19 protein-coding genes are annotated in these 12,822 nt (G+C 58.8%); 9 read left to right on the top strand and 10 right to left on the bottom strand.

Annotation, left to right across the window (positions count from 1 at the left end; genetic code table 11):
• The first annotated feature begins 12 nt into the window (after positions 1-12).
• Genes CRN80_RS03295 through CRN80_RS03285 form a run of 3 tightly spaced genes read left to right on the top strand, consistent with a single transcriptional unit; the run spans position 13 to position 1,980 of the window.
• Complete coding sequence (locus tag CRN80_RS03295; protein WP_003188573.1) at positions 13-441, top strand: hypothetical protein; 429 nt, start codon at positions 13-15, stop codon at positions 439-441.
• Between the two features lies 1 nt (position 442).
• Positions 443-1,054: a superoxide dismutase gene (locus CRN80_RS03290; RefSeq protein WP_098949563.1), complete on the top strand. Its 612-nt coding sequence runs from the start codon at positions 443-445 to the stop codon at positions 1,052-1,054.
• Positions 1,055-1,086: 32 nt separating this feature from the next.
• Positions 1,087-1,980 carry a ZIP family metal transporter gene (locus tag CRN80_RS03285; protein ID WP_098949562.1) on the top strand — a complete coding sequence of 298 codons (894 nt, stop codon included), beginning with the start codon at positions 1,087-1,089 and terminating at the stop codon, positions 1,978-1,980.
• A gap of 121 nt (positions 1,981-2,101) precedes the next feature.
• Here CRN80_RS03285 and CRN80_RS03280 read toward each other — a convergent pair whose 3' ends face one another.
• The 10 genes from CRN80_RS03280 to CRN80_RS03235 all read right to left on the bottom strand — a co-directional run bounded on the left by CRN80_RS03280 (position 2,102) and on the right by CRN80_RS03235 (position 9,110).
• On the bottom strand, positions 2,102-2,374 hold the full coding sequence (locus CRN80_RS03280) for an HPr family phosphocarrier protein (protein WP_032893555.1): 273 nt from the start codon (positions 2,372-2,374) through the stop codon (positions 2,102-2,104).
• 16 nt (positions 2,375-2,390) lie between these two features.
• The gene (gene rapZ, locus CRN80_RS03275; RefSeq protein WP_003188578.1) at positions 2,391-3,248 is read right to left on the bottom strand and encodes an RNase adapter RapZ; all 858 of its coding nucleotides are present in this window, start codon (positions 3,246-3,248) and stop codon (positions 2,391-2,393) included.
• Positions 3,249-3,250: 2 nt separating this feature from the next.
• The gene (gene ptsN, locus CRN80_RS03270; protein ID WP_003188579.1) at positions 3,251-3,715 is read right to left on the bottom strand and encodes a PTS IIA-like nitrogen regulatory protein PtsN; all 465 of its coding nucleotides are present in this window, start codon (positions 3,713-3,715) and stop codon (positions 3,251-3,253) included.
• Positions 3,716-3,725: 10 nt separating this feature from the next.
• Positions 3,726-4,031, bottom strand: coding sequence for a ribosome hibernation-promoting factor, HPF/YfiA family (gene hpf / locus CRN80_RS03265; RefSeq protein WP_003171804.1), 306 nt, complete (start codon positions 4,029-4,031; stop codon positions 3,726-3,728).
• A 75-nt stretch (positions 4,032-4,106) separates the two neighbouring features.
• Positions 4,107-5,600: an RNA polymerase factor sigma-54 gene (locus CRN80_RS03260; RefSeq protein WP_003188580.1), complete on the bottom strand. Its 1,494-nt coding sequence runs from the start codon at positions 5,598-5,600 to the stop codon at positions 4,107-4,109.
• A 184-nt stretch (positions 5,601-5,784) separates the two neighbouring features.
• Entirely contained in the window at positions 5,785-6,510 is a 726-nt protein-coding gene (gene lptB / locus CRN80_RS03255) for an LPS export ABC transporter ATP-binding protein (RefSeq protein ID WP_003188582.1), read from the bottom strand.
• Complete coding sequence (gene lptA, locus CRN80_RS03250; protein ID WP_032893554.1) at positions 6,510-7,043, bottom strand: lipopolysaccharide transport periplasmic protein LptA; 534 nt, start codon at positions 7,041-7,043, stop codon at positions 6,510-6,512. Before lptA ends, lptB begins: the two co-directional genes overlap by 1 nt.
• A complete protein-coding gene (gene lptC, locus CRN80_RS03245; protein WP_014716937.1) occupies positions 7,030-7,602 on the bottom strand; it encodes an LPS export ABC transporter periplasmic protein LptC in 573 nt (190 codons plus the stop codon). The genes lptA and lptC overlap by 14 nt, the downstream gene beginning before the upstream one ends.
• Positions 7,603-7,610: 8 nt before the next feature.
• Positions 7,611-8,135, bottom strand: a complete 525-nt coding sequence (locus CRN80_RS03240) for an HAD family hydrolase (RefSeq protein WP_003188588.1) — start codon at positions 8,133-8,135, stop codon at positions 7,611-7,613.
• The gene (locus tag CRN80_RS03235) at positions 8,136-9,110 is read right to left on the bottom strand and encodes a KpsF/GutQ family sugar-phosphate isomerase (protein WP_032893550.1); all 975 of its coding nucleotides are present in this window, start codon (positions 9,108-9,110) and stop codon (positions 8,136-8,138) included.
• Positions 9,111-9,420: 310 nt separating this feature from the next.
• Between CRN80_RS03235 and CRN80_RS03230 the strand changes: the two genes are divergently transcribed.
• From CRN80_RS03230 to CRN80_RS03205, 6 genes are all read left to right on the top strand, one after another.
• Positions 9,421-10,230 carry an ATP-binding cassette domain-containing protein gene (locus CRN80_RS03230; protein WP_003188590.1) on the top strand — a complete coding sequence of 270 codons (810 nt, stop codon included), beginning with the start codon at positions 9,421-9,423 and terminating at the stop codon, positions 10,228-10,230.
• A complete protein-coding gene (gene mlaE, locus CRN80_RS03225) occupies positions 10,230-11,027 on the top strand; it encodes a lipid asymmetry maintenance ABC transporter permease subunit MlaE (protein WP_003188592.1) in 798 nt (265 codons plus the stop codon). Before CRN80_RS03230 ends, mlaE begins: the two co-directional genes overlap by 1 nt.
• A complete protein-coding gene (mlaD, locus tag CRN80_RS03220) occupies positions 11,027-11,494 on the top strand; it encodes an outer membrane lipid asymmetry maintenance protein MlaD (protein ID WP_003188593.1) in 468 nt (155 codons plus the stop codon). Before mlaE ends, mlaD begins: the two co-directional genes overlap by 1 nt.
• Before the next feature lie 11 nt (positions 11,495-11,505).
• A complete protein-coding gene (locus CRN80_RS03215) occupies positions 11,506-12,153 on the top strand; it encodes a phospholipid-binding protein MlaC (RefSeq protein WP_098949561.1) in 648 nt (215 codons plus the stop codon).
• The gene (locus CRN80_RS03210; protein WP_003188596.1) at positions 12,150-12,455 is read left to right on the top strand and encodes a lipid asymmetry maintenance protein MlaB; all 306 of its coding nucleotides are present in this window, start codon (positions 12,150-12,152) and stop codon (positions 12,453-12,455) included. The genes CRN80_RS03215 and CRN80_RS03210 overlap by 4 nt, the downstream gene beginning before the upstream one ends.
• A 114-nt stretch (positions 12,456-12,569) precedes the next feature.
• Positions 12,570-12,809 carry a BolA family protein gene (locus CRN80_RS03205; RefSeq protein WP_032893547.1) on the top strand — a complete coding sequence of 80 codons (240 nt, stop codon included), beginning with the start codon at positions 12,570-12,572 and terminating at the stop codon, positions 12,807-12,809.
• Positions 12,810-12,822 lie beyond the last annotated feature (13 nt).

Below are 12,822 nucleotides of genomic sequence, written 5' to 3'. Positions count from 1 at the left end.
TGGAGGCTCACCATGGAGCACTGGAAACGCACGATCGAACGGGCCAATCGCTGCTTTATGGCGGGTGAGCTGGTTGACGCTCGCGAGGCCTATCTGCAAGCCCTGGCCCTGGCCCAAGTGTTGTTCGAACGCTGGGCGGATGCCGACGAAGCAGTGGCGGCTTGCGTCATTTCCCATCACAACCTGGCGGACCTGCACTTGCGCCTGAACCAGCCTGAGGAAAGCGCGGAATACCTCTGCGCTATTCATCAGCGTCTCTTACAGACCATGCAGGACCCGCGCCTGAGCCCGTCATTGCGCGAGGCCGCGTTGCGCCAGAGCAGCAAGACCTACGTCGAGCTGCTGAATTTCATCAGTGATCACGGCGAATACCCACGCACTCATCGGCTGCTGGGCAGTGCTGCGACGCCAACGTCCACGTCCCACTATGGAGCACATTGATATGACCTATACCTTGCCGGTCTTGCCTTACGCCTACGACGCCCTCGAGCCGCATATCGACGCGCAAACCATGGAAATTCACTACACCAAGCACCACCAGACCTACATCAATAACCTCAATGCCGCGGTCGAGGGCACTGAGTTCGCCGGCTGGCCGGTGGAGAAGCTGGTGTCCAGCGTCCAAACATTGCCGGAGAAATTACGCGCCGCCGTGGTCAACCAAGGAGGCGGGCATGCGAACCACTCGTTGTTCTGGGCGGTCATGTCGCCGACAGGGGGCGGCAAACCCGAGGGTGCGCTGGGCAAGGCCATCGACGAACAACTTGGCGGCTTCGACAGCTTCAAGGAAGCCTTTACCAAGGCGGCGTTGACGCGATTCGGCAGCGGTTGGGCTTGGCTGAGCGTTACGCCCCAGAAAACGCTGGTGGTGGAAAGCAGCGGCAACCAGGACAGCCCGCTGATGAGCGGCAATACACCCATCCTTGGTCTGGACGTCTGGGAACACGCTTACTACCTGCAATATCAAAACCGACGACCCGAGTACATCAATGCATTTTATAGCGTCATCAACTGGCCGGAAGTTGCCGCGCGCTATCAGGCGGCCTTGGCCTGACACTCACTCCATAACAAGATCTAAGGCCGACTATGGGCACTCAAACACTGGCGATCGGTAGCGTGCGGATGTTTCGTTATGCGTTTGGCACGCTGCTGCTATTGGCAGGTACTGCGTTATTAGTGGCCCATGGGCTGGCCTGGCTGAACCTGGAGCCGCGCATACTGCGCGCCTTGCAGGGCGGGGCGATCTGCGCGCTCGGCACCGCGCTGGGGGCGGTGCCGGTGTTGGTGATTCGGCGCATGCCGATGGCGCTGAGCGATACCCTGCTGGGCTTTGGGGCTGGTGTGATGCTGGCGGCGACCGCGTTTTCCCTGGTCGTGCCGGGTATCGCGGCTGCTGAAAGCCTGGGGCTGTCACCCTGGGGCGCCGGTGGCCTGATCAGCTTCGGCATCATGCTCGGAGCGTTCGGCCTGTATCTGGTGGACCGCAAGGTCTCTGGCGCCAGCCCGGAAATGCTGGTGGGTACACCGGATAAACCGGTTATCCCGCCGCGTATTTGGTTATTCGTGTTTGCCATCATTGCGCACAACATCCCGGAAGGCATGGCCGTGGGTGTCTCTGCGGGCGGAGGCATGGCGGATGCCGACAGCCTCGCCATGGGCATTGCATTGCAGGATGTCCCCGAAGGGCTGGTGATTGCGCTGGTATTGGCTGGAGCGGGAATGTCGAGGGCCAAGGCCTTCCTGATTGGCGCTGCATCAGGCTTGGTTGAACCGGTATTTGCGGTGCTCTGCGCATGGCTGGTGAGCCTTGCCGAAGTGTTGTTGCCGTTGGGTCTGGCGCTGGCCGCTGGGGCCATGTTGCTGGTGGTGACTCATGAAGTCATCCCCGAGTCGCGCCGCAATGGTCATGAAAAGCTCGCCAGCCTTGGGCTGTGCCTCGGGTTTTGCCTGATGATGGTGATGGATACGGCGTTAGGCTGAGGATGGCTTTATCTATGTAGGAGCGAGCTTGCTCGCGAAAAACCTGAGAGCACTGCGTTAAACCAGGATGCCCGCGTATCGTTGACGTTTTTCGCGAGCAAGCTCGCTCCTACAGTAGGGGTTATTCGCCTTCGTCGAAGTAGTTGTTAATCAACTCGACCAGTGCGGCCATTGCTTCGTCTTCTTGCTCGCCTTCGGTGCTCAGATGGATCTTGGTGCCTTTGCCGGCCGCCAACATCATCATCGCCATGATGCTTTTGCCATCGACCATGGACTCTGGCGTGCGCCCTGCACGGATCTGGCAGGGGAACTGCCCAGCTACGCCGACGAACTTAGCCGACGCCCGGGCGTGCAGGCCCAGCTTGTTGATGATTTCAATTTCCCGAGCCGGCATCGCAGTGGTGTTCCTTTCAGCTTAGGTCGCGGTGGCGAACCTGGACGTTCTTGAGGGTTTGTTGCAGCACCTGGCCCAGCCGTTCAGTCAAATAGACCGAGCGGTGGTGGCCACCGGTGCAGCCAATGGCAATGGTGACATAGGCCCGATTGCTGGCGGCAAAGCGCGGCAACCATTTGAGCAGGTAGCTGGAGATGTCCTGGAACATCTCTTCTACGTCCGGTTGCGCGGCCAGGTAGTCGACCACAGGCTGGTCCAACCCCGACTGATCGCGTAATTCCGGCTTCCAGTAAGGGTTGGGCAGGCAGCGCACGTCGAACACCAGGTCGGCGTCTACCGGCATGCCGCGCTTGAAGCCAAAAGACTCGACCAGGAACGCCGTCCCCGGCTCAGGCTGGTTCAGCAGGCGCAGCTTGATCGCATCGCGCAACTGATACAGGTTCAGGTTGGTGGTGTTGATCTTCAGGTCGGCCAGGTCAATGATCGGCCCCAGCAGTTTGGTCTCGTCCTCGATGGCTTCGGCCAGAGAGCGGTTGGCACTGCTGAGGGGGTGACGTCGACGGGTTTCGGAGAACCGCTTGAGCAGGGTTTCTTCGTCTGCATCCAGGTACAGCACGTCGCAATGAATGTGCTTGGCGCGCACTTCTTCCAGCAGTTCCGGGAACCGCGAAAGGTGGCTGGGCAGGTTGCGCGCATCAATCGAGACAGCCACCAGTGGCTGTGCCAATTCGGTATGGATCAATGCACGTTCCGCCAGCTCTGGCAGCAGGCCGGCCGGCAGGTTGTCGATGCAATAGAAGCCGTTGTCCTCAAGCACATTGAGGGCGGTGCTCTTACCGGAGCCGGAGCGACCGCTGACGATGATCAAACGCATGATTACTGCCCGTTTTGTTCATCCAGGACAACTTGGTACAACGCTTCATTGCTGGAGGCGCTGCGCAGTTTGTCGCGTACATCCTTGCGGTCCAGCATGCTGGCGATCTGCCGGAGCAGTTCCAGGTGCGCATCGGTGGCGGCTTGCGGGACCAGCAGAACGAACAGCAGGTCAACCGGGGCACCGTCGATGGCGTCGAAGTCGATGGGTTTTTCCAGGTGCAGCAGCGCGCTGACCGGGGTATCGCAGCCTTCGAGGCGGCAGTGAGGAATGGCGATGCCGTTGCCAAAACCGGTCGAGCCGAGTTTTTCACGAGCAATCAGAGCTTCGAAAACATCTTGCATCTCCAGCTCAGGCACTTGGCTGCTGATCAGGTTGGCAATTTGTTCGAGGGCGCGCTTTTTACTGCCGCCCGGCACGTTCACGAGGGAACGGCCGGGGGTCAGGATGGTTTCAAGTCGGATCATGGGGGGAGAGTTAACGACCTGTACCTTGCATCAGGTGCAGATTCTTTTCCTTATGCTTTATGAGTTGGCGGTCGAGCTTGTCGTAGAGCGAGTCGATTGCCGCGTACATGTCTTCATGTTCCGCATTGGCGACGAGCTTGGCATTCGGTACGTGCAGGGTGGCCTCGATTTTCTGCTTGAGCTTATCGACCTCCATGATGACCTGCACGTTGGTGATCTTGTCAAAATGCCCCGCAAGCTTGTTCAGTTTGCTCTCGGTGTATTCACGCAGGGGCTTGGTGACTTCCAGCTGGTGTCCACTGATGTTGACTTGCATACAGCTTCTCCTTCGTTGCCAGTGCATAAAGCGGTGGGCAGGAATACCCACCACTGGAACGCTGTGGCCCGCCCGTCACATCAAACGCTTACGCTCGCTGGAAGGCGCGATCCCTAGGGACTCGCGGTACTTGGCGACGGTTCGACGGGCGACCTGAATGCCTTGTGCCTCCAGTAAACCAGCGATCTTGCTGTCACTCAACGGCTTTTTCTGATTTTCCGCGGCAACCAGTTTTTTAATGATCGCGCGGATCGCCGTGGACGAGCATTCGCCGCCTTCGGAGGTGCTGACGTGGCTGGAGAAAAAGTATTTCAGCTCATAAATACCCCGTGGGGTATGCATGAATTTCTGCGTGGTGACCCGCGAAATCGTCGATTCATGCATGCCAACGGCTTCGGCGATGTCGTGCAGCACTAGAGGCTTCATGGCCTCGTCGCCGTATTCCAGGAAACCGCGCTGGTGTTCGACGATTTGCGTCGCGACTTTCATCAGGGTTTCGTTGCGGCTTTGCAGGCTCTTGATGAACCACCGCGCTTCCTGCAACTGGTTGCGCATGAAGGTGTTGTCGGCGCTGGTGTCAGCGCGGCGCACAAAACCTGCGTATTGCGGGTTGACCCGCAGGCGCGGTACCGACTCCTGGTTCAGCTCCACCAGCCAGCGCTCGTTGTCCTTGCGCACGATGACGTCGGGGACCACGTATTCGGCTTCGCTGGATTCGATCTGCGAGCCCGGACGCGGGTTGAGGCTTTGCACCAGCTCGATGACCTGGCGCAAGTCATCTTCCTTGAGCTTCATGCGGCGCATCAGTTGGCTGTAGTCACGACTGCCCAACAGGTCGATGTAATCACTGACCAGGCGTTGCGCTTCGGTGAGCCATGGCGTCTTGGCGGGCAGTTGGCGCAGTTGCAGCAACAGGCACTCGCTGAGTGTACGGGCACCGATGCCGGCGGGTTCGAATTGCTGGATGCGGTGCAGGACGGCTTCGATTTCGTCCAGTTCGATGTCCAGTTCCGGGTCGAAGGCCTCGAGGATCTCGTCGAGGGTTTCGTCCAGGTAGCCTTGGTTGTTGATGCAATCGATCAGGGTGACCGCGATCAGACGATCGGTATCGGACATCGGCGCCAGGTTCAGTTGCCACAACAAGTGGCTCTGCAGGCTCTCACCCACCGACGTGCGGGTGGTGAAGTCCCACTCGTCATCATCGTTGCTCGGCAGGCTGCTGGCGCTGGTCTGGTAGACGTCTTCCCACGCGGTGTCCACGGGAAGCTCGTTGGGAATGCGTTCGTTCCAGTCGCCTTCCTCCAGGTTATCCACCGTCGGGGCGGTTTCCTGATAGGAGGGTTCCTGCACATCGGGATTGGGTTTTTGCTCGATGTTGTCGGCCAGCGGATCTGCATTGTCGAAGTCGTCGCCTTCTTCCTGGCGTTCGAGCATCGGATTGGACTCCAGGGCCTCCTGGATTTCCTGTTGCAGGTCCAGGGTCGACAATTGGAGCAGGCGGATGGCCTGTTGCAGCTGCGGTGTCATCGTCAGCTGCTGGCCCATTCTCAGGACTAGCGATGGTTTCATGGCAGGGGCTTAACACCTTATTCGCCGGCGCAATGCGCCATCCACGACAGGGCGCGTGAGCGCCAAACATAAGCAAATTATATGCCTGATCTCGGGGCCTTTGCCTAGAGCGCGGTAACAATAAAAAAACCGAGGTTTCCATTGACTCCCGCGCGCTCCAGGGAAAAGCGCGATACCCCTGTGTTTACAGGCGGAACTCGTGACCCAGGTACACTTCCTTCACCAGCTCGTTAGCCAGGATCGTCTCGGCATCGCCTTCGGCAATCAGTTGGCCATCGTTGACGATATAAGCGGTCTCGCAGATATCGAGGGTCTCGCGCACGTTGTGGTCCGTGATCAGCACCCCAATGCCCTTGGCCTTGAGGTGATGGATGATCTGCTTGATATCACCCACCGAAATCGGGTCGACACCGGCGAAGGGTTCATCCAGCAGGATGAATTTCGGCGCGGTCGCCAGGGCGCGGGCGATTTCCACGCGACGACGTTCACCACCGGACAAGCTCATGCCGAGGTTGTCGCGAATATGGTTGATGTGGAATTCCTGCAGCAGGCTTTCCAGCTCTTGGCGGCGGCCATCGCGATCGAGTTCCTTGCGGGTCTCGAGGATCGCCATGATGTTGTCGGCCACCGACAGTTTGCGGAAGATCGACGCCTCCTGGGGAAGATAGCCGATACCTGCCCGTGCACGACCGTGCATGGGTTGGTGGCTGACATCCAGGTCGTCGATCAATACGCGACCCTGGTCTGCCTGGACCAGCCCGACGATCATATAGAAGCAGGTGGTTTTGCCGGCACCGTTAGGGCCGAGCAAACCGACGATCTGGCCGCTGTCGATCGACAGGCTGACATCGCGTACCACCTGGCGGCTTTTATAGGCCTTGGCCAGGTGCTGGGCTTTCAGGGTTGCCATTACTCGGCCTTCTTCTTCGGCTGGATAACCATGTCGATGCGCGGGCGCGGTGCGGTGACCTTGTTGCCGTTGGCGCGACCGGCGTTGGCGATCTGCTTGACGGTGTCATAGGTGATTTTTTCACCTTCGGTCGAGTTGCCGTCGGGGCTAAGTACCTTGGCCTGGTCGATCAGCACGATACGATTCTGCTGGGCGTGATACTGGATGGTCTTACCGTAGCCCTTCATCGGGCCGGTGTCGGTGGCGGACTGCTTCTGCTCGAAATAAGCCAGGTTGCCCACCGACGTCACCACATCGATATCGCCGGTCTTGGTACGCGTCAGGGTCACCGTGTTGCCGGTAATCTTCATCGAGCCCTGGGTGATGATCACGCCGCCGGTATAGGTGGCCACACCTTGCTTGTCATCGAGCTGTGCATCGTCAGCCGAGATGTGGATCGGTTGCTGGCTATCGTTCGGCAGAGCCCAGGCGCTCACGCTTCCCAGTGCTGCGCCCAGACCGAGCAAAATAGGGAGGGTTTTAACGAGCCTCATACTGTCCTCTTACGTTCGATAGCAGGTGTATCCTGCTTTCTTTCAAATACGCTTTCATTCCCTTGCCAGTCGATACACCGCCAGCGCCGTCGATTCTAACGTCTTGCTCGGTCTGCGCATATTGCTTCTGTGGGAATACGGTCATGCGACTGCTGGTAATGATGGTGTCGCGGTTCTGCGCGTCTGTACGTGCGACGCGAACCGAGTCGATCAGTTCAACTTCGGTGCCGTCCGGGTTCACCTCGCCACGCTTGCTGGTGACGTGCCAGGGAAATTCGGTGCCGCGATACAGGTTCAGGTCCGGATTGGTCAGCAGGCTGACTTCGGAAGCCTTCAAGTGCTCGACCTTGTCCGATGTCATCTCATACTGCACCTTGCCATCGGGCAGGTACTGAATGCTGTAGGCATTGGTGGCGTAATAGTCGATAAGGCCTTCGTCAACCTGCGCAACAGGCTTGTCGAGAAAGCGCTCCGGGCTGATATTCCAGTAGCCCACCGCCAGGAGCAGCGCGGCGATGACCCCGAATAACAGGAAGTTGCGAATCTTTTTGCTCAGCATATAACGCTCTATAGGTAGGCGGCGTGGGCCGCTTCAAGACTGCCCTGGGCACGCAGGATCAACTCGCAGAACTCGCGGGCGGCACCTTCGCCGCCACGGGCGGTGGTGATGCCATGGGCGTGTTCGCGCACAAACGCTGCGGCATTCGCGACGGCCATGCCCAGGCCCACCCGGCGAATCACCGGCAGGTCTGGCAGGTCGTCGCCCAGATAGGCGACCTGTTCATAGCTTAGGTTGAGTTGGCCAAGAAGCTCGTCCAATACCACCAGTTTATCCTCGCGGCCCTGATACAGGTGAGGAATACCGAGGTTTTGTGCGCGGCGTTCCACAACCGGTGTTTTTCGACCGCTGATAATTGCGGTTTGCACGCCCGCTGCCATCAGCATCTTGATGCCTTGGCCGTCGAGGGTGTTGAAGGTCTTGAATTCGCTGCCGTCTTCGAGGAAGTACAGGCGGCCATCCGTCAGCACGCCGTCAACGTCGAAAATCGCCAGTTTGATGTTTTTACCGCGTTGCATCAGGTCGCTGGTCATTTACATCACTCCTGCGCGCAGCAAGTCGCCAAGGTTAAGGGCCCCGATCGGTCGATCATCGTGGTCGACCACTATAAGAGCGCCTATTCGGTGGTCTTCCATGATTTTCAACGCTTCGGCCGCGAGCATTTCGGCGCGGGCGGTCTTGCCGTGAGGGGTCATCACGGCGTCGATGGTGGCGGTATGGATATCAATGGTACGGTCCAGGGTGCGACGCAGGTCGCCGTCGGTGAATATCCCGGCCAGCCGGCCATCGGTCTCGACGATGGCGGTCATGCCCAAGCCCTTGCGGGTCATTTCCATCAGCGCATCCCGCAAAAGGGTACCGCGTGGAACGCTCGGCAGCTCGGCGCCGCTGTGCATCACGTTTTCCACTTTCAGCAACAGGCGACGGCCCAGTGCACCACCGGGATGGGAAAATGCGAAGTCTTCAGCGGTAAACCCGCGAGCCTCCAGCAGCGCCACCGCCAGGGCATCGCCCATCACCAGCGCGGCGGTGGTGGAGGAGGTGGGCGCCAGGTTCAGCGGGCAGGCCTCGTGGGCCACGTGCACGTTCAGGTTGACGTCGGCGGCCTTGGCCAGCGTTGACTCAGGGTTGCCTGTAAGACTGATCATCTGGATACCCAGGCGCTTGATCAGCGGCAACAGGGTCACGATTTCGTTGGTGGTGCCGGAGTTGGACAGCGCCAGAATCACGTCATCCTTGGTGATCATGCCCATGTCGCCGTGGCTGGCTTCGGCCGGGTGCACGAAAAACGCGGTGGTCCCGGTGCTCGCCAAGGTCGCGGCGATCTTGTTGCCAATGTGGCCGGACTTGCCCATGCCGACCACCACAACGCGGCCCTTGCTGGCCAGAATCATCTCGCAGGCGCGCACGAAATCCGCGTCGATATGCGCCAGCAAGCCTTCTACGGCTTCAAGCTCAAGGCGTATGGTGCGTTGCGCGGATTGAATAAGGTCGCTGGATTGGCTCATGTCTGAAATCGTATAGCCTGACGAAAAGTCGGCGATTATAGCGGTAATGATCAATTCCCTCACACAAGTTCGTCAGGCTTTGTGCGCCGGATAACTGAAAAGCACCGTCGGTAACATAGCAAGCAACGTTTTTTCCCTGTCTCAAATCTGAACCAGCGCTGTTCCGGCCTTGGGCGCTCTGTACCAGCAGTGATATAGTTCGCCGCCAGTTCGGTCCGCCCAACCCATGTGCCTTATTATTGCGCATCAGTTGAAAACCAAAGTCGCACACATGGTGTCTGAGTGAAAGGCTGCATCCCAAGGAGATTAGATGAGTGCCGATAACGCCTACGCGGTCGAGCTGAAGGGCCTTACCTTCAAGCGCGGTACGCGCAGCATCTTCAATAACGTCGATATTCGCATTCCTCGCGGCAAGGTCACGGGCATCATGGGGCCTTCCGGTTGCGGCAAGACCACCCTGTTGCGCCTGATGGGCATGCAATTGCGCCCCAGTGCCGGGGAAGTGTGGGTCAACGGCCAGAACCTGCCGACGCTGTCGCGCAGCGATCTGTTTGATGCGCGCAAGCATATGGGGGTGCTGTTCCAGAGCGGCGCGCTGTTCACCGACCTCGATGTGTTCGAAAACGTGGCCTTCCCGCTGCGGGTGCACACCCAACTGTCCGACGAGATGATTCGTGACATCGTGTTGCTGAAACTGCAGGCCGTGGGCCTTCGCGGTGCCATCGACCTGATGCCGGACGAGTTGTCCGGCGGCATGAAGCGCCGTGTTGCCCTGGCGCGGGCCATTGCCCTCGACCCACAGATCCTCATGTACGACGAGCCATTCGTGGGTCAGGACCCGATCGCCATGGGCGTGTTGGTGCGCCTGATCCGCCTGCTCAACGATGCATTGGGGATCACCAGTATCGTGGTGTCCCACGACCTGGCCGAAACCGCGAGCATTGCCGACTACCTCTATGTAGTAGGTGATGGTCAGGTGCTGGGGCAGGGTACGCCTGAAGAGTTGATGAACGCCGATAACCCGCGCATTCGCCAATTCATGACCGGCAACCCCGATGGCCCGGTGCCTTTTCACTTTCCGGCAGCGGACTACCGCTCAGATCTTCTGGGGAAGCGCTGATGCGCAAGACATCTCTTATCGAGAAGGTTCGCCTTTTCGGTCGCTCGGGCATCGACATCGTCGAAGTGCTGGGGCGTTCGACCATTTTCCTGTTCCACGCCTTGCTGGGGCGCGGCGGCATCGGCGGCGGCTTTGGCCTGCTGGTCAAGCAACTGCACTCGGTGGGGGTGATGTCCCTGGTGATCATCGTGGTCTCCGGCGTGTTCATCGGCATGGTGCTGGCGCTGCAGGGTTTCAATATCCTGTCCAGCTACGGCTCGGAGCAGGCGGTAGGGCAGATGGTGGCCCTGACTCTGTTGCGTGAGCTTGGCCCCGTGGTCACCGCCTTGTTGTTCGCGGGGCGTGCAGGTTCGGCGCTGACTGCTGAAATCGGCAATATGAAGTCCACCGAGCAGCTGTCCAGCCTGGAAATGATCGGCGTGGACCCGCTCAAGTACATTGTTGCCCCGCGCCTGTGGGCCGGCTTCATTTCCCTGCCATTGCTGGCGATGATCTTCAGCGTGGTGGGTATCTGGGGCGGTTCGTGGGTGGCGGTTGACTGGCTGGGGGTCTACGACGGCTCCTACTGGGCCAACATGCAAAACAGCGTGACCTTCACCGGTGACGTGCTCAACGGCATCATAAAGAGCATTGTCTTCGCCTTTGTGGTGACCTGGATTGCCGTATTCCAAGGCTATGACTGCGAGCCCACTTCAGAGGGGATCAGCCGTGCCACTACCAAGACCGTTGTGTACGCCTCGCTGGCGGTACTGGGCCTTGACTTCATTTTGACCGCCTTGATGTTTGGAGATTTCTGATGCAAAACCGCACTGTGGAAATCGGTGTCGGCCTTTTCTTGCTGGCTGGCATCCTGGCTTTACTGTTGTTGGCCCTGCGAGTCAGCGGCCTTTCGGCCAGCCCTACCGCCGATACCTATAAACTTTACGCGTACTTCGACAATATCGCCGGTTTGACGGTCAGATCCAAAGTGACCATGGCCGGTGTCACCATCGGCAAGGTCACGGCAATCGATCTGGATCGCGACAGCTTTACCGGCCGGGTGACGATGCAACTGGACAAGAAGGTAGATAATCTGCCGACTGACTCCACAGCATCTATCCTCACTGCGGGGTTGCTGGGCGAGAAGTACATCGGTGTCAGCGTGGGCGGGGAAACAGCCCTGCTCAAGGATGGTTCGACCATCCACGACACACAGTCGTCGCTGGTGCTTGAAGACCTGATCGGAAAATTTTTGCTCAATACGGTCAATAAAGACGCCAAATGAGGAATCTGTTCATGATCTCTACCTTGCGACGTGGCCTGCTGGTACTGCTTGCAGCATTGCCGATGATGGCCAACGCGGCAGGTTCTGCCCACGATTTGGTGCAGGACACCACCAGCAGAATGCTGGCTGACCTCAAGGCTAACAAAGAACAGTACAAGCAAGACCCTTCCAAGTTCTACAGTGCGCTCGACGCCATCGTTGGCCCTGTGGTCGATGCTGAAGGTATTTCCAAAAGCATCATGACGGTCAAGTATTCGCGCAAGGCTACGCCTGCGCAGATGAAGACGTTCCAGGAGAACTTCAAGAAGGGCCTGTTCCAGTTCTACGGTAACGCCCTGCTCGAATACAACAACCAGGGCATTATCGTTGACCCGGCCAAGGACGAGACTGGCGACCGCGCCGAAGTCGGGATGAAAGTCTCCGGCAGCAATGGCGCCGTATACCCAGTGTCCTACACCCTGACGAAGATCAACGGCGAGTGGAAACTGCGCAACGTGATCATCAACGGTATCAACATCGGCAAGCTGTTCCGTGACCAGTTCGCTGACGCGATGCAGCGCAATGGCAACGACCTGGACAAGACCATCAATGGTTGGGCCGGTGAAGTGGCCAAGGCCAAGGAAGAAACCGACAAAGCTGCCGGGAAGCCTGCGCAATGACCGAGTCGGCTGTTCGTATCGGCGACGCCGGCGAGCTGTTCCTCAGCGGCGTGCTGGATTACCGCACCGGGCCTGACCTGCGCAAGCAGGGCCAGGCGCTGATCAAGGCCAGCAAGGCGCCAGAACTGGTGCTCGATTGCTCGGCGGTGACCAAGTCCAGCAGTGTCGGCCTGTCGTTGTTGCTGTGCTTCATGCGTGATGCCGAGGCGGCGAAAAAACCGGTCAGCATCCGTGCGTTGCCGGAAGACATGCGTGAAATTGCCGAAGTTTCCGGTTTGACCGAACTGCTGGCGCATCCTTAATACACATTATTAGAAAAGCCCCCCGTCAGAGTCCTGCTATGCGGGGTTCGCAGGCGCGGGGCTTTTTTGTATGATGTGCGACCCGTGCGCACTGGGCGCCGATAGAGGTTGAGCATGCAGGCCCTAGAAGTTAAGAGCTTCCTTGAAGGAAAGCTGCCGGAAACGAACATAGAAGTTGAAGGCGAAGGCTGCAATTTCCAGCTGAACGTGATTAGCGATGAACTGGCGGCATTGAGCCCGGTCAAGCGTCAGCAGCAGATCTATACCCATTTGAACCCATGGATCGCCGATGGCAGCATCCACGCGGTCACTATGAAATTTTTCAGCCGCGCGGCCTGGGCCGAGCGCACCTGAGCCCCCAAGGCGT

It is taken from the genome of Pseudomonas sp. FDAARGOS_380, assembly GCF_002591235.1.
Taxonomy (GTDB): domain Bacteria; phylum Pseudomonadota; class Gammaproteobacteria; order Pseudomonadales; family Pseudomonadaceae; genus Aquipseudomonas; species Aquipseudomonas salmasensis.
The sequence above is the reverse complement of the archived record's forward strand: the minus strand, read 5'-3'. Positions and strand labels throughout refer to the sequence as shown.

Coding starts and splice junctions, on each gene's coding strand:
- CRN80_RS03295 (WP_003188573.1), top strand. CDS start 13: ATGGAGCACTGGAAACGCACGATCGAACGGGCCAATCGCTGCTTTATG.
- CRN80_RS03290 (WP_098949563.1), top strand. CDS start 443: ATGACCTATACCTTGCCGGTCTTGCCTTACGCCTACGACGCCCTCGAG.
- CRN80_RS03285 (WP_098949562.1), top strand. CDS start 1,087: ATGGGCACTCAAACACTGGCGATCGGTAGCGTGCGGATGTTTCGTTAT.
- CRN80_RS03280 (WP_032893555.1), bottom strand. CDS start 2,374: ATGCCGGCTCGGGAAATTGAAATCATCAACAAGCTGGGCCTGCACGCC.
- rapZ (WP_003188578.1), bottom strand. CDS start 3,248: ATGCGTTTGATCATCGTCAGCGGTCGCTCCGGCTCCGGTAAGAGCACC.
- ptsN (WP_003188579.1), bottom strand. CDS start 3,715: ATGATCCGACTTGAAACCATCCTGACCCCCGGCCGTTCCCTCGTGAAC.
- hpf (WP_003171804.1), bottom strand. CDS start 4,031: ATGCAAGTCAACATCAGTGGACACCAGCTGGAAGTCACCAAGCCCCTG.
- CRN80_RS03260 (WP_003188580.1), bottom strand. CDS start 5,600: ATGAAACCATCGCTAGTCCTGAGAATGGGCCAGCAGCTGACGATGACA.
- lptB (WP_003188582.1), bottom strand. CDS start 6,510: ATGGCAACCCTGAAAGCCCAGCACCTGGCCAAGGCCTATAAAAGCCGC.
- lptA (WP_032893554.1), bottom strand. CDS start 7,043: ATGAGGCTCGTTAAAACCCTCCCTATTTTGCTCGGTCTGGGCGCAGCA.
- lptC (WP_014716937.1), bottom strand. CDS start 7,602: ATGCTGAGCAAAAAGATTCGCAACTTCCTGTTATTCGGGGTCATCGCC.
- CRN80_RS03240 (WP_003188588.1), bottom strand. CDS start 8,135: ATGACCAGCGACCTGATGCAACGCGGTAAAAACATCAAACTGGCGATT.
- CRN80_RS03235 (WP_032893550.1), bottom strand. CDS start 9,110: ATGAGCCAATCCAGCGACCTTATTCAATCCGCGCAACGCACCATACGC.
- CRN80_RS03230 (WP_003188590.1), top strand. CDS start 9,421: ATGAGTGCCGATAACGCCTACGCGGTCGAGCTGAAGGGCCTTACCTTC.
- mlaE (WP_003188592.1), top strand. CDS start 10,230: ATGCGCAAGACATCTCTTATCGAGAAGGTTCGCCTTTTCGGTCGCTCG.
- mlaD (WP_003188593.1), top strand. CDS start 11,027: ATGCAAAACCGCACTGTGGAAATCGGTGTCGGCCTTTTCTTGCTGGCT.
- CRN80_RS03215 (WP_098949561.1), top strand. CDS start 11,506: ATGATCTCTACCTTGCGACGTGGCCTGCTGGTACTGCTTGCAGCATTG.
- CRN80_RS03210 (WP_003188596.1), top strand. CDS start 12,150: ATGACCGAGTCGGCTGTTCGTATCGGCGACGCCGGCGAGCTGTTCCTC.
- CRN80_RS03205 (WP_032893547.1), top strand. CDS start 12,570: ATGCAGGCCCTAGAAGTTAAGAGCTTCCTTGAAGGAAAGCTGCCGGAA.